The organism is Pantoea sp. DY-17 (genome assembly GCF_019795975.1).
In the GTDB taxonomy this organism is placed as follows: domain Bacteria; phylum Pseudomonadota; class Gammaproteobacteria; order Enterobacterales; family Enterobacteriaceae; genus Pantoea; species Pantoea leporis.
On record NZ_JAIMIG010000001.1, the window covers coordinates 957904 to 983642 of the forward strand.

Sequence of the window (25739 nt, forward strand, 5' to 3'; positions counted from 1 at the left end):
TTTCACCTGTTCCTAGTCGAGTTCGTTATCGAGGTCATTGTTTGCAGGACCGCTGGTTGCAGCACCTGCAACGCGGTTATATTTCGGTGCCAGCTGGATATACAGCACCGCCATCACCACGCCAATCACGCCAAGCGCAACCAGGTTGAAGTTGGTGAAGGCTGCAGTAACGAAGCCAAGGTAGAAGAACGGCATCAGGTAGCCCGCGCGCATCATGTTGATGACCATCGCGTAACCCACCACCACGATCATGCCGCCGGCGATGTTCAGGCCGTTGGTGACCACGTCTGGAATTGAGTTCAGCAGTTCCTGAACCACGTGAGTACCGACAGAAATCGCCACGATCAGTGCTGGGATGGCAATACGCATCGCCTGCAGTACCAGCGCGGATACGTGGATCCAGCTGATCGCCGTCAGGTTACCCTTCTCGGCTGCCTTATCGGCGGCGTGTTGGAAGGCCACGGTGATGGTACGCACGATGATGGTCAGAACCTGACCGGCTGCAGCCAGCGGAATCGCCAGTGCGATACCGGCGCCCACGCTTTGACCACCGGCAATAACCAGAATGGTTGAGATAATCGAAGCCAGCGCCGCATCCGGTGCAACGGCCGCACCGATGTTCATCCAGCCCAGTGCAATCATCTCCAGCGTACCGCCGATGATGATACCGGTTTTCATATCACCGAGGACCGCACCGATTAAGGTACAAGCCACCAGCGGACGGTGGAACTGAAACTCATCAAGAATCGATCCCATCCCGGCAATACAGGCCACAATAAATATCAAAATGATTTGTAGCGTGGTTATCTCCATTGCATTTCTCCTCTGCAAGGTCTCTAAAATTCGCCCACGTATGCAGGCAAAGGGCGAACTACGGATTGACCTTGGCGATCAGGTCCATCATTTTCAGTCGCTGATCGCTGGACACTTTACGTACTTCCAGTTCGATACCGCGCTCATTAAGTTTGCGGAACGCCGTGATATCTTTTTCATCCACCGATACCGCGTTGTTCACCTGCGTTTTGCCCTGACGGAACGCCATGCCGCCAATATTGACCGACTTAATGTCCACGCCTTGCTCGACAATCCTCACCACATCGGTAGGATTGGTGAACAGCAGCATCACCTTGTCGTTGCCATATTTCGGGTTGTTCCACACGCGAACCATCTTATCGATATCCACCACGTGCGCGGTAACGCCTGGCGGGGCCACCTGCGTCAGCAGCGTTTTGCGCACATGGTCGTTCGCCACTTCATCAGATACCACGATGATGCGGGTAACGTTGGTCTCTTTGGTCCAGCGCGTGGCCACTTGCCCGTGAATCAAGCGGTCATCAATACGCGCCAGGCCGATTTTCATGTGATCGCCTGCAGCCATTGGTTTTTGCGGCTGAGCGGGTGCTTTCGCTGCAACCGGAGCAGGCGCAGCTGCGGCTTGCGCTGGCGTTTCAGTTTTGAGGGCTTTAACGCCTTCACGACCGGCCTCTACCGCGATGTGAATCAGTTCTTCCAGCGATGGGTTGTCATCACGTCCCATCAAGGTTTCAACCAGCATCGGAATGTTGACGCCAGCGATGACATCATAGTCATCCTTATCCACCACAATGCGGCTGGCCGCATTAAATGGACTGCCACCCCAGGTATCGACCAGGAACAACACGCCCTTTGACGTGTCGAGATCGGCCAGCCGTGCCTGATACTTTTCGATTAGCGTTTCTGCATTTTCGCCGGGAACGAAATCAATCCATCCGACATTTTCCTGCTCACCCAACAGCATCTCTGCTGTTTTAAGCAACTGTTCTGCCGCCCAGCCATGTGTACCAATTACAATAGCAATGGTCACTTGCTACCTCCGTTCGCGTGAGAGATTCTCTGGCATTGCCGGGAATCATTGAATATTACCGTTAGTGTTTCAGGTGGATCGTTGATGATGTGATAGAGAAAAAGCATCAATAAATAAAACGCAACAATCCGCTGCACAGCGATAAGGTCGCGATTTATTTTAGTGATCGAAAAAATAAATTATGTGATGTTTGTCAGCTATTTCGCGCGTAACGGCGCTAATGTGCACTTTTGTTCGATATTCCTGCGTTAACGTAGATATTTGTAAATGTAATAAATTTTTTTGACGTCGTTGATGTAACTGATACATTAGCGTTCTGTTTTTTATTCAGGAGTACCGGGCTTCAGCTCACCTTTATGGACCGTCACCGACGTCGCTCAACATGTTCTCAGCGCTTTTCCGCGCCCGCTTCCACGCTCTTCAGCGTTATCACCGCCTGTAACGATCTCTCGTCTCGCCCTCTGGTGCAGACTCAATTTCGTGCGCCTTCACGTCCGGTAAGGAGTCATTGATGGAATTTCTCTTCGACCCCTCAATTTGGGCGGGTTTGCTCACGCTGATCGTGCTGGAAATTGTTCTCGGCATTGATAACCTGGTGTTTATCGCCATCCTCGCGGACAAATTGCCGCCGAAGCAGCGCGATAAAGCCCGTCTAATTGGTTTGTCGCTCGCTCTGGTCATGCGTCTTGGCTTGCTGTCGCTGATCTCCTGGATCGTGACGCTGACGCGGCCCTTATTCAGCGTAGGCGATTTCAGCTTTTCCGGACGAGATTTAATTCTGTTGTTCGGTGGTTTGTTCCTGTTATTCAAGGGAACCATGGAACTGCATGAGCGGCTCGAGAACCGCGGGCTCGAACATCAGGGCAATAAGAGCTACGCCAGTTTCTGGGCGGTGGTGATTCAGATTGTGGTGCTGGATGCGGTGTTCTCACTCGACGCGGTGATTACTGCGGTCGGTATGGTAAACCATCTGCCGGTGATGATGACCGCCGTGGTGATCGCCATGGGCGTCATGCTGCTGGCCTCGAAACCGCTGACGCGTTTTGTGAATGAACACCCAACGGTGGTGGTGCTGTGTCTGAGCTTCCTGCTGATGATTGGTTTGTCGCTGGTGGCCGAAGGCTTTGGTTTCCACATTCCCAAAGGTTACCTGTACGCTGCGATCGGCTTCTCGATCATCATCGAGCTATTTAACCAGATTGCGCGCCGTAACTTTATTAAGCATCAGGAACATCGCCCGATGCGTGAACGCACCGCCGAAGCGATTCTGCGTTTGATGGGTGGACGCCAGCGTAAGCAAGCGACGACAACTGAAGAAACCTCATTGACCGAAGCGATGCCGCAGGAAGCGTTTAAGGATGAAGAGCGCTACATGATCAACGGCGTATTGACGTTATCGCAGCGTTCAATCCGTAGCATCATGACGCCGCGCGGTAACATTTCGTGGGTGGATGTTTCGCGTCCGCTGGATGAAATTCGTATTCAGCTGCTGGATACGCCACACAGTTTGTTCCCGGTATGTCGCGGTGAGCTGGATGAAATCATCGGCGTGGTGCGTGCCAAAGAGCTGCTGGTGGCGCTGGAACACGGCATGGATGTGGCGACCTTTGCGGCTAACACGCCGGCGATAGTGGTTCCGGAAACCCTGGACCCAATCAATCTGCTGGGCGTGCTGCGCCGTGCTAAAGGTAGCTTTGTAATTGTCACCAACGAATTTGGTGTGGTGCAGGGCTTAATCACGCCGCTGGACGTGCTGGAAGCGATTGCCGGTGAGTTCCCGGATGAAGACGAAACGCCAGATATCATTGCCGATGGTGACGGTTGGTTAGTGAAGGGCGGGACCGATTTACACTCGCTGCAACAGCTGCTGGATCATCACGAGTTGGTGAAAGCCGATGAAGATCACGCTTCGCTAGCCGGTTTGTTGATTGCACAGAAAGGCCAGTTGCCGCTGCCCGGCGAAGTGATTGATTTGCCGCCGCTGCACTTCCAGGTGATTGAGGCGACCGATTATCGTATCGATCTGGTGCGCGTCACCAAAGATAAGCCATTCGACCACGAAGAACACGCCGGGTAAATCATCGGACTGAAGTAAACAATAACGGCCACGCCAAAAGGAGTGGCCGTTTTTTTATGCGCTTAGCTGCGCCTGATGCTGCTCCAGCCATTGCGGGAAATCCTCAATCGGCATAGGTCGCGCGTAGAAATAGCCTTGCAGATGGTCGACGCCGCGCTCACGCAGATAGTGTGCCTGCTCGGCAGTTTCCACACCTTCCGCCACCAGTGAAATATTCAGGCGCTGCGCCAGCGAGATCACCATATCGGTAACGGTCGCGTTAATCGCATCGGTGCCAATGGCGGCGGTGAAAATCTTGTCGATTTTAAGCACATCCGGTTGGAGGTCTTTCAGATAAGCCAGCGAACTGTGGCCGGTGCCGAAATCATCAATCGCCAGACGCACACCAATTTCATGCAGTTGCGACACCACCGATTGATCGATGATTGGCAGGGCATCACGCTCCGTCAGCTCAACCACCAGTTTTGGCATGGGATTGGCCGGCCACCAGATATTTTGCAGATCTTCCACAATGGCGCGATCGCGAAAATGGCTGGCGGCAACGTTAATCGCAATGTGGAACGACGGACATTGCGGCAGATTGGGCAGCTCAGCCACCACTTTCGCCAGCACGAAGCGGGTCAACGGCGCGATCAGGTTTTGCCGCTCGGCCAACGGAATAAACACATCCGGCGCAATCCAGCCCTGACGCTGGTTATGCCAGCGCAGCAGCAGCTCCATGCCGTCACACTCGCCGCTTTTGGCGTTAATCAGCGGCTGGCAATAAACCATAAATTCGTTAGCGGTGATGCCATAACTGATCTGCCAACTGAGGCTCATGCGATTGGCGGTCGCCAGCCAGACGATGTACCCCATTAGCAGGCTGAGCATTAGCGCCAGCGGCAGCTGTGAAGGCAGCGTGTTAAGCGCCAGCCGGGCGGGAGAAGGGCCGTACAAGGTGATGCTAAACGGATAACGCAGTGATGCCTGATCGTACGCCACTTCATCTTCAGACGGTTCAGTTTGTTCAATCAGCGGATTACCGTATTCAAGGCTCTGACCACCCACGTTGAAAATGGCGCGCTCAACCCACGGCAACTGCGGCTCCAGCAGATAATTGGTCATCAATTCAATATTAATGACTTGCAGCAGACCTTCGCGATTATCCAGCGATTTTGGCGTCCACAGCAGCAGCACCGGCGATCCTTTCAACAGATCACTGTCCGTGGCCAACATCATGCGCTGATTATTGATAGCTAATTCAGGATAGGTTTGGCTGAAGGAGAGGTTTTGCGGGCCGAAAATGCTGGAGCAGTAGAGCGCGTCGTCCTTAACCAGCAGCACGGTGCGCACGGTTTGCAGCGCGGCAATTTTCTCAATCAGCGGATAACGCACTTGCGCACAAGGTACGCCAACCAAACCGAGCGTGTTGTTGGCGGAAACATCCAGCGGCGAGAACATACGATCAAAGCGTTCAATCGCGCGGGTGGCGAAATTCAGCGACTGCTGCTCAATGCGCGATTTCTCTTCGATATAACGAAAAGTTAGCGTCAGGACCAGAACCAGCGAGGCGATCACTAACGCAATAAGCAGTCGCTTACGGCGAAATTGACCCACAAATTGCTGGGGAATGAGCATCAGTAACCACCTTGCAAAACAAAGATTGAAGCCAAATTAACGTGTAGGTTATCGGCATTGAGGCGGCCAGGTTTAGCGCGGCTGAATAAAAAATACGGCACTAAAAAAAGCGCGGCCACAAAGGGCCGCGCTCGAAATCAATGTATCTGTTTTACTCAGTTGGAGGTAGCTACAGATGAATAAAAATAGCCAACTGTTGTTTAAATCACCAGCGAAGCGTTAATCGCACTGGACCTTAATCGCTAATCCGCCGCGAGAGGTTTCACGGTATTTAGCGTTCATGTCCTTACCGGTTTCGTACATGGTCTCAATCACTTTATCCAGCGACACACGTGGTTCGCTGGTACGGCGCAGCGCCATGCGCGCGGAGTTAATGGCCTTTACGGAAGCGATGGCGTTACGCTCAATGCACGGCACCTGAACCTGGCCGGCGACTGGATCGCAGGTTAATCCCAGATTGTGTTCCATGCCGATTTCCGCCGCCACGCACACCTGTTCCGGGCTGCCGCCCAGCAGTTCCGCCAGACCGGCGGCTGCCATGGAACACGCCACGCCCACCTCGCCCTGACAGCCCACTTCGGCACCCGAAATAGAGGCGTTCATTTTATACAGCACGCCAATCGCACCAGAAGAGAGGAAGTAGCGGATGAAGATATCGGGCGTAACGGGTTCGATAAAGTGATCGTAATAGGCCAGCACCGCTGGCACGATGCCGCAGGCACCGTTAGTAGGTGCCGTCACCACACGACCGCCGGCCGCGTTCTCTTCATTCACTGCCAGCGCAAACATATTCACCCAGTCGATCACATCCATCGGATCTTTCGAGTGCTTTGAGGATGACACCAGCAAACGGCGCAGTGAAGCCGCACGACGAGGTACGCGCAACGGTCCCGGCAGTACGCCTTCGGTATTCAGACCACGGTCGATACAGGCCTGCATGGTTTGCCACACGTTGCCAAAATAGGCGTAAATCTCGTCGCGAGTATGCAGCGCCAGTTCGTTTTTCATCACCAAACCGGACAGCGACAGCCCACTTTCGCGACAGTGGCTGAGCAGCTCTTTAGCAGAGTGGAAAGGCCACGGCACGGAAACTTCGTTCAACACCGGTTGGCCGAAATGCTCTTCATCGACGATGAAACCGCCGCCGATGGAGTAGTAGGTTTTACTCAGAATCAGCAGATCGCCCGCGAAGGCAAATACCGTCATGCCGTTTTCATGCAGCGACAGGTTTTCGCTGCGGAACACCATGCCGCCTTCACGCGGGAAATCCACTTCGCGCGCGCCGTTGGCTAACAGCAAGCGTTCGCGCTGCTCCACATCTTTGATGAACGCGGGAATGCCATCGATATCGACGGTGGCCGGTTCGAAGCCCGCCAGGCCCATGATAATCGCGATATCAGTGTGGTGACCTTTGCCCGTGAGCGACAGCGAACCATAGACGTCAACCGCCACGCGCGTCACGTCCTGCAATTTGCCTTGTTCGGCCAGCAGATCAACAAACTGCTTGCCCGCTTTCATCGGGCCGACGGTATGTGAACTGGATGGGCCGATGCCCACTTTAAACATGTCAAAAACACTAATCACCGGTGACACTCCTCACAAATCTTATTCTGCACGGCATAAGCCGTTTATGCGGCTAATAGTAATCGCCCATGCCGTATAACGAGCAGCTTTTCGCATGAAATAAACTAATTATAAACCACAGAAATAGTTATCCGTTTGTACAGTTGTGAAGCGGATCTGTTTTCCCGGCGAAAGGCTAACGAAACGGGGTTTTACGGCACATTGTTTGTTTGGTCAGCAAACGAAGAGTGAGCTGGCCGGGGCCACTTTTGGTCCGGCGGTCCTCGCGCCGCTAACGCGGTACCTTCACTTCGCTCGTCTGCCTGACGGACCGGCGGAGACGGGACTTCCTTGTCCCGGTTCCACCTTTCGCCCGCGTCCTGCGGGCTCTCCTGGCTTCCTCGCTTCGTTCAGCGCTGCGGAATGCCTGCCCAAAAGCGGCCCCGGCCTGCTCTGAAGCTTCAGTGTATGTTGATGAAAGGGGCTCATTTGCTAAAGGCGCTGGCGCGTCTGCTGTGGCAAAAGGGCCATTCGCAGCGCTGAGGCTTTTACGTTGGGCCAGGAGCCTCACGCATGGATGCGTGAGGCAGTTCGGGGCCGGCCAGGATGGCCGATCCGCGAACGGTCCGTCGGCACGACGTGGAAGCCGAAGGCACCGCGCTAGCGGCGCGAGGACGGCCCGTGACGCAGCAGATGTGTCAGAGCCCGCACCAGATCTGAAGCAAAAAGACAGTTTAACTGGCAAGCATTAGGTGATTTACGGCAGGGCGATTTGTTGACCGAGCGCACGAATAATCCCGGCGGTCATGCCCCAGATAAAATAATCCTCATACCAGGATAACCAAACCTGATGTTGGCGATGACCACGGCGCAAGGTGAGATCGCTGTAGCGGCTCAAACGCAATGCTTCCGACAGCGGCATGGCAAAGGCGCTTTCCACTTCGTCCGGGTTGAGCTGCAAAGCAAAATCAGCCGGAATAATGCCCACTACCGGCGTCACAGCGAAACCGGTGCTGCTGGTCACCGGCGGCAGAACGCCGATGACCAGCACCTGTTCCGGCTGAATTCCCACTTCTTCCTGCGCTTCACGCAGTGCGGTGTGGATCAGCGAGGTGTCTGTGGCATCCTGCATGCCGCCGGGAAAGGCGACTTGCCCGGCGTGTTTACGCAGGTGCGATGAGCGACGCGTGAGCAGCAAGCCAGGTTCTGCGCCGTCGATCACCGGCACCAGTACCGCCGCACGGCGTCCGCTGATGGCACTTTTCGGCGCATGCAGCGGCGGTTGCAGGACAAAGCGGCTGAGGAACTGCTCAAGGGTTAAATTCATTTCAGGTCCCATCACGCAGGCTGGGCAAAATACGGTTCACCTTATGGAAGGTTTCCTGATATTCGGCATCAAGATCGCTGTCTGCCACTAATCCGCCACCGGCGGCGCAGTAAAGCTGATGGTTTTCCGCAATCAGCGTGCGAATGGTGATGCTGGTATCCATACGGCCACACAGGCTGATGTAGCCGATGCTGCCACACCACGCATTGCGGCGATGCGGCTCTAACTCTTCGATGATCTCCATCGCGCGGATCTTCGGTGCGCCGGTGATAGAACCGCCGGGGAAGCAAGCACGCAGCAAATCGGTTGCGCTCAGCGCCTCAGGCAAACGTGCACGCACGGTGCTGACCAGATGATGCACCGCCGGGAAAGGTTCAACCACGAACAGTTCCGGTACGCTGACGCTGCCGGGCACGGCCACGCGGCCAATATCATTGCGCAGCAGATCGACAATCATCAGGTTCTCAGCGCGATCTTTCTGCGAGTTGGCGAGCTTCTCTGCCTGCAAACGGTCGGCCTCGGCATCAGCAAGACGCGGCAAAGTGCCTTTAATCGGACGCGTTTCAATCTCCTGCTGCTGTAAAGCGAGGAAGCGCTCTGGCGATAAACTCAGCAGCGCGCTGTCCGGCAAACGCAGGAAGGCGCTGAACGGCGCGCGATTCGCCTGCGTCAGACGCAAAAATGCCTGCCACTCATCACCGCGATAGCCCGCCTGAAAACGCTGCGCCAGATTCACCTGATAGCAATCACCGGCTTGAATATAGGCCTGCACCGCGTGGAACCGCTGCGCATACTGGTCATAACTGAGGTTGGATTGCCACTCGCTGGTCAAGGCGAAAGGCTCGGCAGGCGGCGCGGTTTGTGTTTGCAGCCAGTGCCAACGCTGCTCGGCATCGGTGAGCGAAACCAGCGTCAGTTGTTGCAGATGGTGATCGGCGATTAGCGCCCAGTCATAAATGCCCACCGCCATATCCGGCGTGGTGAGATCCTGCAGCGCGCGCTGCGGCAGGTCTTCAAAGCGTCGTCCTAAATCGTAACCGAACAGGCCAAGGGCGCCGCCCTGAAACGGTAACCCGGCATCAAAAGCCGGCGTGACACCCAGCGCGGCACATTGTTGTTGCACCAGCAACAGCGGGTCGGCGGCGGAGTGAATGACGTCATCACCGCAGATAATTTCAGTGCTGGCACCGCGTGTAGTCAGCGTCGCGCGCGGATCGGCGGTGAGGATATCAAAGCGGTTATCCGCATGATCGGCCTGGCCGGAGGTCAGCAACATCGCCCAGCGTTGGTGGGCTAGCGGAGCAAAAAGGTGTAACAGCGTTTCGGGCGTATACTTCAGAACGAGGCTTTTTACCATCATGGGACAAATCACTTCAGCAAGCAGGTCGCTAGCCTGACATATTTTTTTGTTGCTGGCACCCGTTTGTTCCACGTGGTAATAATGCGTCCCCCATGCACCAGGAGTGAATTATGTTTACAGGTCTTCCAGCGTTATCCCATGAGCAACAGCAGCAAGCGGTTGAACGCATCCAGGAATTGATGGCGGGCGGTATGTCGAGCGGACAGGCGATTGCGCAGGTGGCGCAGGAGATTCGTCAAACCTATAAAGGTGAAGCCATTCGGGCGATGTTCGAAGACGACGAGGATGAAGAAGACGACAACGAATAACGCCCGAACGGATTTTACAGCGCGGCGATGATTTTAATTTCGACTTTATACTTTGGGTTCATCAAACCGGCCTGCACGGTGCAACGCACCGGCGCATTGCCTGGCGAAACCCACGCATCCCAGGCGCGATTCATCGCCGGAAAATCGCTTTTCTCCACCAGAAAAATGGTGGCGTCGAGGATCTTGCTCTTATCCGATCCCACGCGCGTCAGAAGGGCGTCAATCACCGCCAACGCATTGGCGGTTTGCGCTTCCGCATCTTCATCCAGGTTTTCCGGTACGCTGGTGTAATAGACGGTTTGGTTATGCACCACGGCTTCGGACATACGGTGCTCTGGATCAATACGCGTAATGGTCATGCTGTTCTCCTTTAATTTTGCTGCGCTAGCCTGCCATATCCCAGGGGCGCATGTCATCTGTTGTGGTTGCTCGCCGGGAATCCTGACATAATTACAGTGGTTATAATTTTTGATGTGAGGAAGTGTGGCAGACGATTTTGCAGCTGATGGCGCACTGGCGCAGGCAATTCCGGGCTTTAAACCGCGTGAAGCACAGCGCCAAATGGCCAAAGCGGTAACCGAGGCGGTGAAAACAGGCGGCGAGCTGGTAGTAGAAGCGGGCACCGGAACCGGTAAAACCTATGCCTATCTGGCGCCGGCATTGCGGGCAAAGAAAAAAGTCATTGTTTCCACCGGATCCAAAGCGTTGCAGGATCAGCTCTATAATCGCGATCTGCCTACCATCGCGCGTGCCCTTAAGTTCAGCGGCAAAACTGCGCTGCTTAAAGGACGCTCCAACTATTTATGCCTCGAACGTCTTGAGCAGCAGAATCAAACCGGCGGCGATCTCAGCGTTCAGGCGCTGGGCGATTTGATCAGCGTGCGCGGCTGGTCGTCAGAAACCACCGATGGCGACGTCAGCAACTGCAACGGCGTGGCCGAAGACAGCCCGATCTGGCCGTTCGTCACCAGCACCAACGATAACTGCCTCGGCAGCGATTGCCCGCTGTATAAAGATTGCTTCGTGGTCAAAGCGCGCAAAAAAGCCATGGACGCCGATGTGGTGGTGGTGAACCATCATCTGTTTCTTGCCGATCTGGTGGTGAAAGAGGGCGGCTTTGGCGAACTGATCCCGGAGGCCGATGTGATGATCTTCGATGAAGCGCATCAGCTCCCCGATATCGCCAGCCAGTATTTCGGTCAGCAGCTGTCGAGCCGTCAACTGCAGGACCTCGCCAAAGACATCATCATCGCCTATCGCACCGAAGTGCGGGATGTGCAGCAGCTGCAGAAATCTGCCGATCGTCTGGCGCAGTGCGCGCAGGATTTTCGTTTGACGCTCGGCGAACCGGGTTTTCGCGGCAACCTGCGCGATCTGCTGAGCGATAACAACATCATGCGCATGTTTACCTTGCTGGATGATGCGCTCGAACTCTGTTACGACGTGATCAAACTGTCGCTGGGGCGCTCTGCGCTGCTGGACGCCGCCTTTGAGCGCGCGGCGTTGTATCGCACGCGCCTGAAACGGCTGCGCGCCATTGACGAGCCCGGCTTCAGCTATTGGTATGAGTGCAATAGCCGCCATTTCACGCTGGCGCTGACGCCGCTGTCGGTGGCGGAACGCTTCCGGGAAGTGATGGATAACCGCAAAGCTGCGTGGATTTTCACGTCAGCCACGCTGGCGGTGAATGAGCAGATGAGCCATTTCTCCAGCCGCCTTGGCGTGGATAACGCTACTACGATGATCCTCGACAGCCCGTTCGATTACACCCAGCAAGCGCTGCTGTGTGTGCCACGCAACATGCCGGAACCCAATCATCCCGGCGGCGCGCGCCAGCTGGCGCGCATGATGAAGCCGCTGATTGATGCCAACAAAGGGCGCTGCTTCTTCCTCTGCACCTCGCACAAGATGATGCGCGAGTTAGCCATTGAGTTTCGTGCTTCCATGACGTTGCCGGTATTGCTGCAAGGTGAAACCAGTAAAGGACAGCTGCTAAAGCAGTTCCTGGAAGCCGGTAACGCACTGTTGGTCGCCACCAGCAGCTTCTGGGAAGGTGTTGACGTACGCGGCGATGCGCTGTCGCTGGTAATCATCGACAAGCTGCCATTTACCTCGCCGGAAGATCCGCTGCTCAAAGCCCGCATGGAAGATTGTCGCCTGCGCGGCGGCGATCCCTTCAATGATGTGCAACTGCCTGATGCGGTAATCACCCTGAAACAGGGCGTGGGGCGTTTAATTCGTGATACCGAAGATCGCGGCGTACTGGTGATTTGCGATCAGCGCCTGGTTTCTCGCCCCTACGGCGGCCTGTTCCTGAACAGTTTGCCACCCACGCCGCGCACCCGCGATATTGCGCGTGCCATCGAATTTGTCCGTCAGCCAGTGGATCACTAATTGTGCCAGGCTGTGATAAGATGCGCGCCATTTTGACTCTCTGAGGTTGTTATGTCCGCCCGAATTTTAGCCCTGGACACGGCGACAGAAGCCTGTTCTGCCGCGCTGCAAAATCTGCAGCAGATTGATGCCCGCTTTGAAATCGCCCCGCGCGATCACACCCAACGTATTCTGCCGCTGGTTCAGGAGCTGTTGCAGGCGCAGCAGCTGGAGCTGACCGCGCTTGACGTGCTGGCGTTTGGCCGTGGACCGGGCAGTTTTACCGGTGTGCGTATCGGCATTGGCATTGCTCAAGGGCTGGCGCTTGGCGCGAATCTGCCGATGATTGGCGTCTCCTCGTTAGCGACCATGGCGCAGGGCGCGTGGCGTTTGACCGGCGCGACGCGCGTGCTGGCCGCAATCGACGCGCGCATGGGCGAACTCTATTGGGCTGAATATCAGCGCGACGAAAACGGTGAATGGCAGGGCGCGGAAACCGAAGCGGTGATCAAACCCGACGTGGCGCAGCAACGTATTGCCGCATTAGGTGGCGAATGGACGGCTGTTGGCACCGGCTGGCAAGCCTATCCGCATCTGCTCACCTCGCCAGGCGCGCAGCTTATTGCCTCAGAGGTATTGTTACCGGCGGCGGAAGATATGCTGCCGCTGGCGCTCAGCGCCTGGCAGCGTGATGAAGCGGTTGCGGTGGAGAATGCCGAGCCGGTTTATCTGCGCAATGAAGTGGCATGGAAAAAGTTGCCGGGACGCTAGGCCGCGCGCAACTTATCTTCGCGTGCTCAGTCTAATCAGAGAAATAACAGGAGAAGTGCTATGCCAATAAGTCGTAAAGGGATGTCTGGCGCTCTGTTAGCCTGCGCAATGCTGCTCAGCGGCTGTGTTTCGGTGCCAGATTCAATTAAAGGAAGTTCTGAGCTTCCACAGCAAGATTTACTGCGCGTGATGAACGCGCCGCAACTGTTTGTCGGTCAGGAATCACGCTTCGGCGGGAAAGTGGTGAAGGTCACCAATCTCAACGGCTTAACGCGCGTGGAAATTGCGACCCAGCCGCTGGATGAGAGCGCGCGTCCGCGTTTAGGCGCAGCTTCGGTTGGCCGCATCTTTGCTGACATCCGCGGCTTTGTCGATCCGGTCGATTTGAATAACCAATACATTACGGTGCTGGGCAACATCAAAGGCACCGAGAAAGGCGATATCGGTAAGGCCAGTTACAACTTTGTGGTGATCGATGCGCGCGGCTATCAGCGCTGGCATCTGACGCAACAGGTGATGACGCCGCCGCAGCCGATTGATCCTTACATCTGGTATGGCCCAACGCGCCATCGTCCGGGATATTGGGGACCCAATCCGTATTGGGGCATGAACCTTGGCCAACCGGCGCAGGTGCAAACTATCCTCACCGAATAAGCTTTTTATAATGTTATTTACGGCCCGGTCGCGGTGCTTGCGAACGGGCCTTTTTATTGGGCGCGCAACCGATGCGCGAAATTTAGTGATGCGCTTCGCAACCTGAAAATGCCGAAACAGGCAAACTGGTACAATCAGTTAAAATATTGTTAACAACATTGATTGTCGAGGCGGCGATGGCTACGCAACAAGATTATCGGGGTGATTCTTTGAATAAGGTTTGGCTCAAACGCTATCCGGCAGATGTCCCTGCGGAAATTAATGCGGATCGTTACGCTTCTCTGGTCGATCTTTTCGAGCACGCAACAGAGCAATACGCCGATCAGGTGGCTTTCATCAATATGGGCCAGCCGATGACCTATCGGCAGCTGGAAAAGCAAAGCCGCGCCTTTGCCGCCTGGCTGCAGCAAGGTTTAGGGTTGAAGCAGGGCGATTGCGTGGCGCTAATGATGCCCAATCTGCTGCAATATCCCGTCGCGCTGTTTGGCGTACTGCGCGCTGGCATGGTGGTGGTCAACGTCAATCCGCTCTATACGCCGCGTGAACTCAAGCATCAGCTCGTTGATAGCGGCGCCAGCGCCATAGTGATCGTCTCGAACTTTGCCCACACGCTGGAAAAAGTGGTGGCCGAAACGCCGATCAAACATGTGATGTTAACGCGTATGGGCGATCAGCTGGCGCCGGTGAAAGCCACGCTGGTGAACTTCGTCGTTAAATACGTGAAAAAGCTGGTGCCAAAATACCATCTGCCGGGCGCGGTCCCGTTCCGCAGCGCCTTGTCGCAGGGCGAACAGATGACCTATCAACGCCCAACCGTGACCAACGACGATCTCGCTTTCCTGCAATATACCGGCGGTACCACCGGCGTGGCCAAAGGCGCGATGCTGACGCACCGCAATATGCAGGCTAATCTGGAACAGACTAAAGCTACTTACGGCAAGCTGCTGCGTCCGGGCAAAGAGCAAGTGGTGACCGCGCTGCCGCTCTATCACATCTTCGCGCTGACGGTAAACGGGCTGTTGTTCCTTGACCTTGGCGGCACCAACCTGCTGATCACTAATCCGCGCGATATTCCCGGCTTTGTTAAAGAGCTCAGCAAGTTCCCGTTTACCGCCATTACCGGCGTGAACACCTTGTTCAATGCGCTGCTGAATGATGCCAATTTCAATAAGCTCGATTTCTCTACGCTGCGCCTGTCAGCCGGCGGCGGCATGGCGGTGCAAAAAGCGGTTGCCGAGCGCTGGGAAAAACTCACCGGACACTATCTGCTGGAAGGTTACGGCCTGACCGAGTGTTCGCCGCTGGTGTCAGTGAATCCGTATGACATTACCTGTCATACCGGCAGCATCGGTTTGCCGGTGCCGTCCACCGATGTGCGCATCGTCGATGATGAAGACAAGGATGTGGCGCCAGGTGAACCGGGCGAGCTGTGTATTCGCGGTCCGCAGGTGATGACCGGCTACTGGCAGCGCGCCGACGCTACCGATGAAGTGCTGAAAAATGGCTGGCTGCATACTGGTGATATTGTTACCGTTGATAGCGAAGGCTTTATTCGCATCGTCGATCGTAAGAAAGACATGATTCTGGTGTCAGGCTTTAACGTGTATCCTAACGAGATCGAAGATGTGCTGATGCAGCATGAGAAAGTGCGTGAAGCCGCGGCGATTGGCGTTCCCAGCGATCTGTCGGGCGAAGCGGTAAAAGTGTGCATCGTGAAGAAAGATCCTTCACTGACGAAAGAAGAAGTGCTGGATCATTGCCGTCGCCAGCTCACCGGCTACAAAGTGCCGAAGATTATCGAGTTTCGTGACGAGTTGCCGAAGACCAACGTCGGCAAAATATTGCGTCGCGAATTGCGTGATGAGGCGAAGCGAGAAGGGCAGTAACGCGCCATTCTCCTCAGGTTAACGCCGGCACAGTCCGGCGTTTTTATTGCTTTTAACATGGAGCGCTGCGCGTTGTTTGCCGCAGCGAGAAAGACAACGTGAATTACACCCTGATCGACCAAAATGACCAACTGGCCGCCGTGTGCGAGAAAGCACGCCAGCACGCCGCCGTGGCGCTGGATACTGAATTCGTGCGCACCCGCACCTACTATCCGCAGCTCGGCCTGATTCAGCTGTTTGATGGCGACCAGCTGATCCTGATCGATCCGCTTAATATCAGTGACTGGACGCCGTTTGTGGCGCTGTTGCAGGACAAGCAGGTCACCAAATTCCTGCACGCCGGCGGCGAAGATCTGGAAGTGTTCCTGCATCGCTTTAAATGCCTGCCCGATCCCATGATTGATACGCAAATTCTGGCGGCATTTACCGGCCAGGCGTTGTCGTGGGGCTTTGCCTCGATGGTGATGCATTTCAACCAAATCGAGCTGGATAAAAGCGAATCGCGTACCGATTGGCTGGCGCGTCCGTTGACCGAACGTCAATGTGAATATGCCGCCGCCGATGTCGCCTATCTGCTGCCGATTGCCCATCAGCTGGTGGCGCAAACTGAAGAAGCTGGCAACATGGCGGCGGCGCTAAGCGAATGCAAGATGCTGTGCCAGCGCCGCCTGGATGTGCTGCAACCGGAAGAAGCCTGGCGCGACATCACCAATGCGTGGCAACTGCGTCCGCGTCAGCTTGCGGCGTTGCAACGTCTGGCCGCGTGGCGTTTAAACCTCGCGCGTCAGAAAGATATGGCGGTGAACTTCGTGGTGCGCGAAGAGAATCTGTGGAAAGTGGCGCGCTTTATGCCGGGCAGCCTTGGCGAGCTGGATCATTTAGGGCTGAACGGCCACGAAATCCGCTTCCACGGTAAAGCGATGGTGGCGCTGGTGGCTGAAGCGCAGGCGCAGGATGAAGCGACTTTGCCACAGCCGCTGCCCAATCTGATCGATCATCCGCACTACAAACAGGCGTTCAAAGCCATTAAAGCGCTGGTGCAACAGGTGAGTGAAGAGAGTGGTTTCAGCCAGGAACTGCTGGCATCACGTCGGCAGATTAATCAGGTGATGAGTGTGCATTGGGGATTGAAAAACGCGTCGCGCACACCTGAGTTACAGACAGGCTGGCGGGGCGACTTGCTGAAAGCGGGTATCAACGAGATTCTGCAGGCACTTTAATGCGAGCATTTTCCCCTGCGCAACACCGCAGGGGAAAATCAGGAAACCGCTTTAATCATTTAGGAACGTCTTCCGGCTCCGGCAGTGTCACGTTGAGCTCGAGGATCGAGATATCATCCCCTTTCTGATCCAGCTGAACGGTCACCATATCCGGGTCAATTTTTACGTATTTACAGATCACTTCCAAAATATCGCGCTTCAGCTGCGGCAGATAGTGGGGCTCACTGTCGCCCCTTCTGCGTTCGGCTACGATAATCTGCAGCCTTTCCTTGGCTATATTGGCTGTGTTCTTCTTACGGGATAAAAAGAAATCAAGTAATGCCATTGGTTATCCCCCGAACAGGCGTTTAAGGAAACCCTTCTTCTCTTCTTCGATAAAGCGGAAGGGGCGTTCTTCGCCAAGCAGGCGATCTACGGTATCAGCATAGGCTTTACCGGCGTCAGCGTTTGCGTCAAGGATCACCGGCTCACCCTGGTTAGAGGCGCGCAGGACAGATTGATCTTCCGGGATAACGCCAACCAGGGGAATGCGCAGAATTTCCAGCACATCTTCCATGCTCAGCATATCGCCACGGGTTACGCGGCCAGGATTGTAACGGGTCAGCAGCAGATGCTCTTTCACCGGATCCTGGCTGTTCTCTGCACGACGGGATTTCGACGAGATGATGCCGAGAATACGGTCGGAGTCACGTACTGAAGAGACTTCCGGGTTGGTGGTGATGATGGCTTCATCGGCGAAGTACAATGCCATCAGCGCGCCGGTTTCGATACCTGCTGGTGAGTCACAGACGATAAAGTCGAACTCCATCGCCGCCAGATCGTTCAGCACTTTTTCAACGCCTTCACGCGTCAGTGCATCTTTATCGCGCGTCTGTGAAGCCGGCAGAATGTAGAGTTGCTCTGTGCGCTTGTCGCGAATCAGCGCTTGATTCAGCGTTGCATCGCCCTGAATGACGTTTACAAAGTCATACACCACGCGGCGTTCACAGCCCATGATCAAATCCAGGTTACGCAGACCGATATCGAAATCGATGACGACGGTTTTTTTGCCTTTCTGCGCTAACCCGGTAGCGATGGCCGCGCTTGACGTGGTCTTGCCAACGCCCCCTTTACCCGATGTAACTACAATAATGCGTGCCATAAATGTTGATTTCCTTAACGAAAGAAAAGGGGCTTAATTAAGTGTCTGAATGGTAAGCGCGCCCTCTATCAGGCTGAGGCGCGCCGCTTTACCAAAGAATTCCGCCGGGATTTGATCGATCATCCAATATTCCCCGGCAATAGAGACCAACTCTGCGGCGAGGTTGGTGCAAAAAATCTGGCTGTCGCGTTGTCCGCCGACGCCGGCTAACGCACGACCGCGCATCATGCCGTAAATATGGATGTTACCGTCGGCGACCAGTTCGGCACCGGCGCTGACGCTGCTGGTGACGATGAGATCGGCATTGCGCGCATAAATTTGCTGGCCCGAACGCACCGGCGTATTAATGATGCGGGTTTTACTGGCGGCATCCGCCACCACCGCCGCAACAACCGGTGCGGCTTCAGCGACCGGCGCCGCGGCTTGTTTGCGGCTCTCTTTACCTTCAGAAAGGACCGGCAAGCCCGCGCGGGCGATCATTTTTTTCAGGGCTTCATCTTTGCATCCGCTGACACCCACGATACGCAGACCGGTCGCCATCACCGCTTGTTGCATCTGTTTCCAGTTAATGTCGCCGGTTAACGCTGATACATTCAGCACCACCGGCGCATTCAGCAAAAAGGCCGGTGCCTGATCGATTTTGTCCTGTAGCGCCTGACGAATCACCTCGGGTTGCGAATGATGCAGATGAACGACTGACAGGGTAAAACTGCTTCCCTTGAATTCGATTGGCGTTTGCGACATCTGTGCTGACTCAGTCCTGTTTTACGACCCTTAAATGCTCGCCGATAAAATCGGCAATAACATCAAACGGTCAATATTCGAAGTTCTGCAAGCATGTTATAGTTACTGCTATATTCAGGCAAGTGACGCCATCGGTTAATTCGAGTAAAAAATATGTTTTGTGTGATCTACAGAAGCCCGCAACGTGAACAGACTTATCTGTATGTTGAAAAAAAAGACGATTTCTCACGGGTGCCGGAAGAACTGCTGCGTGGCTTCGGCAAACCCCAGCTGGCCATGGTGCTGTCACTGGATAAGCGTGACAAGCTGGCTAACGCGGATATCAATAAAGTTAAGCAAGGTTTAAGCGAACACGGTTTTTATTTGCAAATTCCACCGCCGGTTGAAAGTCTGCTCAACATTCATCTCGATCAGGGTAAAAAAGATTAATTCAGATTCCTCTGTAAATATATCCTGTAGAAATAATCAGTGCTATTTGCGTTAATTAACTGCCCGCTTTAACCTTTTATTGCGGGCAATTATCCCGGCGTTTAGCTGATTTTGTTGTATACGATTAACGACTTTTGACAATTTCCGCCACGCCTGCCGCCATAAACCCGCTAATATATTCCACCTCAGCGTGCCGCGTTCCGGCACTGAGCCAGACTTCATCGCCAGATGCACTGGCGGCAAACACAACCAAAGCAGGGGAATAGCATGTATCAGCATCGTAACTGGCAGGGCGCTCTGTTGGATTATCCGGTCAGCAAAGTGGTCTGCGTCGGCAGCAACTATGCAAAGCACATAAAGGAAATGGGAAGTGCCACGCCAACCGAACCGGTGGTATTTATCAAACCGGAAACCGCGGTGTGCGATCTGCGCCAGCCGCTGTCGATCCCGGCAAATTTTGGTGAAGTGCATCATGAAGTGGAGCTGGCGGTGCTGATTGGCTCGACGCTGAAGCAGGCGAGCGAAGAGCATGTGGCGAAGGCGATTGCCGGTTATGGCGTCGCGCTGGATTTGACCTTACGTGACGTGCAGGCCGGGTTGAAGAAAGCGGGCCAACCGTGGGAAAAATCCAAAGGTTTCGATAACTCGTGTCCGCTGTCAGGTTTTATTCCGGTTGCCGAGTTCAGCGGCGATCCCCAGAACACCGAACTGAAGCTGATGGTTAACGGCGAAGTGCGTCAGCACGGGACGACCGCCGATATGATCCACAAAATTCTGCCGCTGATTGCCTATATGAGCCAGTATTTCACACTGCGCGCGGGCGATGTGGTGCTGACCGGTACGCCGGAAGGCGTTGGCCCGATGCGTTCTGGCGACAAGCTGGAAGTATCGCTGGCGGGTCACGGTATTTCGACGCGCGTTCTGTAAAACTTGCATCACCGCACCTGAACCTTTATAAGGTGCGGTCTCTTTGCTAACCCGGACCGCCATCATGACTGAACAACCTTTCTGGCAGACTAAACGCCTTGACCAAATGAACGACGCAGAGTGGGAATCCCTGTGCGACGGCTGCGGCCAATGTTGCTTGAATAAGTTGCAGGATGCGGATACCGACGAAATCTACTTCACCAACGTGGCCTGCAATCAGCTGAATATCAAAACCTGCCAATGCCGTAACTACGAGCATCGTTTTGAGTTAGAAGAGAATTGCATCAAGTTGACGCGTGAAAACCTCACCAGCTTTGAATGGCTGCCTCGTACCTGCGCCTATCGCGTGTTAGGGGAAGGCAAAACCTTGCCGGCCTGGCATCCGCTGATCGCCGGTTCTAAAAAGGCGATGCATGCGCAGCGCATTTCAGTGCGTTTTATTGCGGTGCGTGAGAGTGAAGTGCGGGATTGGGAAGAGCATATAATCGATCGACCGGATCGCAACGGTTAAAAATAAAACAGGCAGCCAAGGCTGCCTGTTTTTTTGTGCTTAACGTCCGAACAGATCGCGGCGTTTCGGTTTAAACGGCTGTGCAATCAACACCAGCAGCGCCACCAGCAGATAAGCGCCGAAAATCACGATCATCCACTGCGGCATACTCCAGGTCAGGAAAGTCCAGCCGCGCTCAGCGCAGTCACCGCTGGCCACAAACACCGAGGGCAACCATTTATCCAGTGGCAACCAGGCTGGGAAACGTGCGGCAAAGTCGCAGGTGACAAACGGATTGGGATGCAGCTGAATCATGGTGTGATCGTAAGAGAGACGAGTGCCTTCAATCGCGCTATAAATCCAGATGAGGATCGCCGCCCAGCGCAGCGGGGTTTTCGGTGCAATCGCACCCACGATGCCCGCGCCCATCACGCCAAACAGCGCGCAACGCTCATAAATACACATTACGCAGGGTTGCAGCCCCATGACGTGCTGAAAATACAACGCCGTCAATTCAAACGCTAGCGCCGTCAGGGCCAGCAGAAGCCAGGCACCGCGTCCACGCGAGCATTGATTCAAATATCGCAACATATTGCTTTTCCTGTAACCGTTAATGTTTCGCAGTGTAAACCAAAAGCGCAACCGTGCCAGCCAGGTAAAGGGAAAAAATCATGTACAAAAATGACTTAAGTCGCGTTGAGGCCAAAAAAGATCCGGCCATGCGCTTCATCCGATAAGTGCAAGCCACAGGCGCAGCGCAAACGTGTGCTTGCCAGCGCCGTTTCGTCTGAATTCACGGCTGAATTTTGCGCCAGCGCGCGCTTTTAATCGGTTGGCAGGCTATTTCCGCTATAGCCGCTCTGGTATGATGAGTCGCATTACGATAAAGAAAGCAACGAGAAATAAATGCTATGGTGATTAAGGCGCAGAGCCCCGCGGGATTTGCGGAAGAGTATATTATTGAAAGCATCTGGAACAGTCGTTTTCCGCCGGGATCCATTCTACCTGCCGAGCGTGAGCTTTCTGAACTGATTGGCGTGACCCGCACCACGTTGCGTGAAGTCTTGCAGCGTCTGGCGCGCGATGGCTGGTTGACCATTCAACATGGCAAACCGACGCGCGTTAACGATTTTTGGGAAACCTCCGGTTTAAACATCCTCGAAACCCTGGCCCGACTCGATCACGATAGCGTTCCACAGTTGATTGATAATCTGCTGTCGGTGCGGACTAACATCTCTTCGATTTTTATCAGCCGTGCGCTGCGTCATCATCCAGAGAAAGCGCGCGAAGTGCTGGAAAATGCGCTGATCGAGGAAGACAAAGCCGAAGCCTACACCGAGCTGGATTATCGCGTGTTTCGCGGCCTGGCGTTTGCATCGGGTAACCCGATTTATGGTCTGATTTTGAATGGCCTGAAAGGATTGTATACCCGCGTTGGTCGTCACTACTTCTCTAGTCTGGAAGCGCGTGAACTGGCGCGTAACTTCTATCGCCAGCTGGCTGACCTGTGCGTGGCTAATCCTTCGCAGGAGCAGATTGTCGATAGCGTGCGTGAATACGGCCGCCGCAGCGGTGAGATTTGGCACAAGATGCAGAAAAGCATGCCGGACGATTTAGCCAGCAAGCGATAAAAGAAAAACCGGACTTCGACAGTCCGGTTTTTTTTGCCTTACAACGTTGGGCCGCGCGTGGGCGAACGATCCAGCAACTCGACGCTGCCGTCTTCATTCTGCTGTTCCAGAATCACATCAAAGCCCCACAAACGGTGCACATGCTTCAACACTTCTTTGCGGCTCTTATCGAGCGGCGCACGCTGTTGCGGCACATAACGCAGCGTCAGTGAGCGATCGCCACGCAAATCCACGTTATAGACCTGAATGTTAGGTTCCAGATTGCTCAGATTGTACTGCGCCGACAGCTGCTGACGAATGGCGCGGTAACCCGCTTCATCATGGATCGCTGCAATTTCGAGGAAATTGTTGCGGTCATCATCCATCACCGTGAACAAGCGGAAATCACGCATCACTTTTGGTGACAAGAATTGGCTGATAAAGCTTTCGTCCTTGAATTCACGCATCGCGAAATGCAGGGTTTTCAGCCAGTCGGAACCGGCAATATCCGGGAACCAGTAGCGATCTTCTTCGGTCGGTGTCTGACAGATGCGTTTGATGTCCTGGAACATCGCGAAGCCCAGCGCATACGGGTTGATGCCGTTATACCACTGGCTGTTATACGGTGGCTGATACACCACGTTGGTGTGGCTGTGCAGGAACTCCATCATAAAGCGTTCCGACACTTTGCCTTCGTCATACAGATGATTAAGGATGGTGTAGTGCCAGAAAGTGGCCCAGCCTTCGTTCATCACCTGCGTCTGTTTCTGCGGATAAAAATACTGGCTAACTTTGCGAACAATGCGCAGCACTTCACGTTGCCAGGATTCCAGCAGCGGCGCATTTTTTTCCATAAAATAGAGCAGGTTTTCCTGCGGTTCAGAAGGGTAGCGCGATGCCTCAACGTGCACCGACTCTTTCTCTTTACGCGGCAGGGTGCGCCACAGCGTATTCACCTGACTCTGCAAATACTCTTCGCGGCTCTGCTGGCGCGCCTTCTCTTCCTGCAGCGAAATTTTCTGCGGACGCTTATAGCGATCCACACCGTAGTTCATCAACGCATGGCAGGAATCGAGCAGCCGCTCAACTTCCTCCACGCCATAGCGCTCTTCGCAGTCGGTAATGTAATTTCGCGCAAACAGCAGGTAATCCACAATCGAACTGGCATCGGTCCAGCTGCGGAACAGATAGTTATTTTTAAAGAAAGAGTTGTGACCGTAACAGGCGTGCGCCATTACCAGCGCCTGCATGGTCATGGTGTTCTCTTCCATCAAATAGGCGATACATGGATTGGAGTTGATGACGATCTCATACGCCAGGCCTTGCTGACCATGCTTGTAGCGCTGTTCCGTTTCGATGAATTTCTTGCCGAACGACCAGTGCGCATAGTTGATCGGCATACCCACGCTGGAGTAGGCATCCATCATCTGCTCGGAGGTGATCACTTCAATTTGGTGCGGATAGGTTTCCAGTCCGTAACTTTTGGCTACGCGGTCAATTTCCGCCAGATAATCATCCAGCAGTTCGAAGGTCCAGTCGGGACCATCACTGAGTCGTTTACTGTTGCGGGTTGGCTCGTCAAAGATTGTCGTCATAGCGCACCTCTGTTTTGCAAGCGGCAGGAGTTACCTGTCACGATCGTTTAAGGCCTCATCCTGAGTAAAGATGGCCCAAAAAACTGAGCGAACACTTCAATGATAGTCCACTGTCGCCTATCCGAAACTGAATCTCAATCGAATTCTTTTGGCAGAAAATCATTCAAAAAGCGTTAGTTAAGCCAATACTGATGGCAAATGTTGGCCATTATTCATTTAGCAGAACAATGCTCTGTTTATAAGTGGATTGTATGACTGCGGCGCTTTCTCCTGAAAAAAGTCAAAACCGCTCCCTTCCGCATAATAAATGGCTGATTAAGGGATTTAAGGCATAAAAAATCCTGATTTTGCCGCTGTTGCATGATTTCAGTGTGCAGTCAGGTAAAAAACATGTGAAATAAGTCGGTCGAATGTAAGATTTCAATAGCGGTCGGGTTATGCTGTGTTGGGCTGGGTTAATAGTTAATTATTCTTTTGCTGCGACGAGGGGCTTATGCGCGTAGTGATTCTTGGTAGTGGTGTGGTTGGGGTAGCGAGCGCATGGTATCTGGCGCAGGCCGGACATGAGGTCACGGTTATCGATCGTCAACCTGCCGCCGCGCTGGAGACCAGCGCCGGTAATGCGGGACAGATTTCACCGGGCTATGCTGCGCCCTGGGCGGCGCCAGGCGTTCCGCTGAAAGCGGTCAAATGGATGTTCCAGCGTCACGCGCCGCTGGCAGTACGTCTTGATGGCAGCAAATTCCAGCTGGAATGGATGTGGAATATGCTGCGAAACTGCGACATGCAGCACTATCAAGAGAATAAGAGCCGCATGGTGCGCATCGCGGAGTACAGCCGCGACTGCCTGAAAATGCTGCGCGCCAGCACCGGCATTGCCTATGAAGGTCGGCAGGGCGGCACGCTGCAGCTGTTCCGCACGCAGCAACAGTTCGAAAGTGCCAGCAAAGATATCGCCGTGCTGCGCGATGCGGGCGTGCCCTATGAGCTGCTGGAAGCGCATCAGCTCAAAAATGTCGAACCTGCGCTGGCGGCAACGGCGCATAAACTCACCGGCGGTTTGCGTCTCCCTAACGACGAAACCGGCGACTGCCAACTGTTCACCCAACGTCTGGCTGCGATGGCAGCGGCGGCGGGCGCAACCTTCCGCTACAACACCTCGGTTGATCAGTTGTTGCGTGAGGGCAATCGCATTTATGGCGTGAAGTGTGGCGATGAGGTGATCAAAGCCGATGCTTACGTGGTGGCATTCGGTTCCTATTCAACCGCGCTGCTGAAAGACATTCTCGCCATCCCGGTTTACCCGTTGAAAGGCTATTCGCTGACGATTCCAATCAAGAATGCCGACGCCGCACCGGTTTCCACCATCCTCGATGAAACCTACAAAGTGGCGGTAACGCGCTTTGACGATCGCATTCGCGTGGGCGGCATGGCAGAAATTGTTGGTTTTAACACCAAACTGTTGCCGGCACGACGCGAAACGCTGGAGATGGTGGTCCGCGATCTCTATCCTGAAGGCGGTTTTGTCGAACAGGCCACGTTCTGGACCGGATTGCGTCCAATGACGCCAGACGGTACGCCGATTGTCGGGCGCACGCCGCTCTCCAATCTCTATCTCAATACCGGTCACGGTACGCTGGGATGGACGATGGCTTGTGGTTCCGGTCAGCTTCTGGCTGATTTAATTTCCGGCCAGAAACCGGCGATTGCCGCAGATGATTTGTCAGTGCTGCGCTACCTGCCAGGTTTTGAGCCACATTCTTCGCCACTGCGTAACGCCAGCGCGGCGCGCTGAGACCTCAGG

The 25739-nt window shown here is 54.5% G+C and carries 24 protein-coding genes; 12 read left to right on the plus strand and 12 right to left on the minus strand.

Going from position 1 to position 25739, the window contains the following annotated elements; genetic code table 11:
- Positions 1-12: 12 nt before the first annotated feature.
- Together K5Y33_RS04605 and manX are read right to left on the minus strand one after the other, a co-directional pair.
- Positions 13-813: a PTS mannose/fructose/sorbose transporter subunit IIC gene (locus K5Y33_RS04605; RefSeq protein ID WP_064738889.1), complete on the minus strand. Its 801-nt coding sequence runs from the start codon at positions 811-813 to the stop codon at positions 13-15.
- Between the two features lie 58 nt (positions 814-871).
- Positions 872-1843, minus strand: a complete 972-nt coding sequence (gene manX / locus K5Y33_RS04610; RefSeq protein WP_192234065.1) for a PTS mannose transporter subunit IIAB — start codon at positions 1841-1843, stop codon at positions 872-874.
- A gap of 511 nt (positions 1844-2354) precedes the next feature.
- Here manX and K5Y33_RS04615 point away from each other — a divergent pair.
- Positions 2355-3920, plus strand: coding sequence for a TerC family protein (locus K5Y33_RS04615; protein WP_101764189.1), 1566 nt, complete (start codon positions 2355-2357; stop codon positions 3918-3920).
- A 54-nt stretch (positions 3921-3974) separates the two neighbouring features.
- Here K5Y33_RS04615 and K5Y33_RS04620 read toward each other — a convergent pair whose 3' ends face one another.
- The 4 genes from K5Y33_RS04620 to pabB form a co-directional block, all read right to left on the minus strand.
- A complete protein-coding gene (locus K5Y33_RS04620; protein WP_192234061.1) occupies positions 3975-5537 on the minus strand; it encodes an EAL domain-containing protein in 1563 nt (520 codons plus the stop codon).
- A gap of 219 nt (positions 5538-5756) precedes the next feature.
- Complete coding sequence (locus tag K5Y33_RS04625; protein WP_101764191.1) at positions 5757-7121, minus strand: L-serine ammonia-lyase; 1365 nt, start codon at positions 7119-7121, stop codon at positions 5757-5759.
- A 736-nt stretch (positions 7122-7857) separates the two neighbouring features.
- Complete coding sequence (locus K5Y33_RS04630; protein WP_222233338.1) at positions 7858-8427, minus strand: CoA pyrophosphatase; 570 nt, start codon at positions 8425-8427, stop codon at positions 7858-7860.
- Between the two features lies 1 nt (position 8428).
- Complete coding sequence (gene pabB, locus K5Y33_RS04635) at positions 8429-9787, minus strand: aminodeoxychorismate synthase component 1 (protein ID WP_222233339.1); 1359 nt, start codon at positions 9785-9787, stop codon at positions 8429-8431.
- A gap of 110 nt (positions 9788-9897) precedes the next feature.
- Here pabB and K5Y33_RS04640 point away from each other — a divergent pair, with 110 nt between their 5' ends.
- Positions 9898-10095 carry a YoaH family protein gene (locus tag K5Y33_RS04640; protein ID WP_008110398.1) on the plus strand — a complete coding sequence of 66 codons (198 nt, stop codon included), beginning with the start codon at positions 9898-9900 and terminating at the stop codon, positions 10093-10095.
- Between the two features lie 14 nt (positions 10096-10109).
- Here K5Y33_RS04640 and K5Y33_RS04645 read toward each other — a convergent pair whose 3' ends face one another.
- The gene (locus tag K5Y33_RS04645) at positions 10110-10454 is read right to left on the minus strand and encodes a RidA family protein (protein WP_101764194.1); all 345 of its coding nucleotides are present in this window, start codon (positions 10452-10454) and stop codon (positions 10110-10112) included.
- A 124-nt stretch (positions 10455-10578) separates the two neighbouring features.
- Between K5Y33_RS04645 and K5Y33_RS04650 the strand changes: the two genes are divergently transcribed.
- The 5 genes from K5Y33_RS04650 (at position 10579) to rnd (ending at position 16999) form a co-directional block, all read left to right on the plus strand.
- Positions 10579-12489, plus strand: coding sequence for an ATP-dependent DNA helicase (locus tag K5Y33_RS04650; RefSeq protein WP_176970030.1), 1911 nt, complete (start codon positions 10579-10581; stop codon positions 12487-12489).
- A 51-nt stretch (positions 12490-12540) separates the two neighbouring features.
- Positions 12541-13239 (plus strand): tRNA (adenosine(37)-N6)-threonylcarbamoyltransferase complex dimerization subunit type 1 TsaB, encoded by a 699-nt coding sequence (gene tsaB / locus K5Y33_RS04655; RefSeq protein WP_101764196.1) that lies wholly within the window; start codon positions 12541-12543, stop codon positions 13237-13239.
- A 60-nt stretch (positions 13240-13299) separates the two neighbouring features.
- Positions 13300-13893, plus strand: a complete 594-nt coding sequence (locus K5Y33_RS04660; protein ID WP_222233340.1) for a Slp family lipoprotein — start codon at positions 13300-13302, stop codon at positions 13891-13893.
- A gap of 209 nt (positions 13894-14102) precedes the next feature.
- On the plus strand, positions 14103-15779 hold the full coding sequence (fadD, locus tag K5Y33_RS04665; protein WP_222233341.1) for a long-chain-fatty-acid--CoA ligase FadD: 1677 nt from the start codon (positions 14103-14105) through the stop codon (positions 15777-15779).
- Between the two features lie 98 nt (positions 15780-15877).
- The gene (gene rnd / locus K5Y33_RS04670) at positions 15878-16999 is read left to right on the plus strand and encodes a ribonuclease D (RefSeq protein ID WP_222233342.1); all 1122 of its coding nucleotides are present in this window, start codon (positions 15878-15880) and stop codon (positions 16997-16999) included.
- 55 nt (positions 17000-17054) lie between these two features.
- Here rnd and minE read toward each other — a convergent pair whose 3' ends face one another.
- The 3 genes from minE to minC are packed head-to-tail and all read right to left on the minus strand — an operon-like array spanning position 17055 to position 18884.
- Positions 17055-17324, minus strand: a complete 270-nt coding sequence (gene minE / locus K5Y33_RS04675; protein WP_007889661.1) for a cell division topological specificity factor MinE — start codon at positions 17322-17324, stop codon at positions 17055-17057.
- A gap of 3 nt (positions 17325-17327) precedes the next feature.
- The gene (gene minD, locus K5Y33_RS04680; RefSeq protein WP_007889662.1) at positions 17328-18140 is read right to left on the minus strand and encodes a septum site-determining protein MinD; all 813 of its coding nucleotides are present in this window, start codon (positions 18138-18140) and stop codon (positions 17328-17330) included.
- Between the two features lie 33 nt (positions 18141-18173).
- A complete protein-coding gene (minC, locus tag K5Y33_RS04685) occupies positions 18174-18884 on the minus strand; it encodes a septum site-determining protein MinC (RefSeq protein WP_137385909.1) in 711 nt (236 codons plus the stop codon).
- 153 nt (positions 18885-19037) lie between these two features.
- On the opposite strand from minC, the gene K5Y33_RS04690 reads away from it, so the two are divergent.
- The 3 genes from K5Y33_RS04690 (at position 19038) to K5Y33_RS04700 (ending at position 20751) form a co-directional block, all read left to right on the plus strand.
- Positions 19038-19313 (plus strand): YcgL domain-containing protein, encoded by a 276-nt coding sequence (locus tag K5Y33_RS04690; RefSeq protein ID WP_176970024.1) that lies wholly within the window; start codon positions 19038-19040, stop codon positions 19311-19313.
- 267 nt (positions 19314-19580) lie between these two features.
- On the plus strand, positions 19581-20240 hold the full coding sequence (locus K5Y33_RS04695) for a fumarylacetoacetate hydrolase family protein (protein WP_101764202.1): 660 nt from the start codon (positions 19581-19583) through the stop codon (positions 20238-20240).
- A gap of 64 nt (positions 20241-20304) precedes the next feature.
- Positions 20305-20751: a YcgN family cysteine cluster protein gene (locus K5Y33_RS04700; RefSeq protein WP_008110381.1), complete on the plus strand. Its 447-nt coding sequence runs from the start codon at positions 20305-20307 to the stop codon at positions 20749-20751.
- Between the two features lie 39 nt (positions 20752-20790).
- Here K5Y33_RS04700 and dsbB read toward each other — a convergent pair whose 3' ends face one another.
- Positions 20791-21321 (minus strand): disulfide bond formation protein DsbB, encoded by a 531-nt coding sequence (gene dsbB / locus K5Y33_RS04705; protein WP_101764203.1) that lies wholly within the window; start codon positions 21319-21321, stop codon positions 20791-20793.
- Positions 21322-21641: 320 nt separating this feature from the next.
- Between dsbB and fadR the strand changes: the two genes are divergently transcribed.
- Positions 21642-22361, plus strand: coding sequence for a fatty acid metabolism transcriptional regulator FadR (fadR, locus tag K5Y33_RS04710; RefSeq protein WP_008110376.1), 720 nt, complete (start codon positions 21642-21644; stop codon positions 22359-22361).
- Positions 22362-22399: 38 nt separating this feature from the next.
- On the opposite strand, the gene K5Y33_RS04715 is transcribed toward fadR, so the two are convergent.
- Positions 22400-23935 (minus strand): SpoVR family protein, encoded by a 1536-nt coding sequence (locus tag K5Y33_RS04715; RefSeq protein WP_101764205.1) that lies wholly within the window; start codon positions 23933-23935, stop codon positions 22400-22402.
- Positions 23936-24428: 493 nt separating this feature from the next.
- Here K5Y33_RS04715 and K5Y33_RS04720 point away from each other — a divergent pair, with 493 nt between their 5' ends.
- Entirely contained in the window at positions 24429-25730 is a 1302-nt protein-coding gene (locus K5Y33_RS04720; RefSeq protein WP_222233343.1) for a D-amino acid dehydrogenase, read from the plus strand.
- Positions 25731-25739 lie beyond the last annotated feature (9 nt).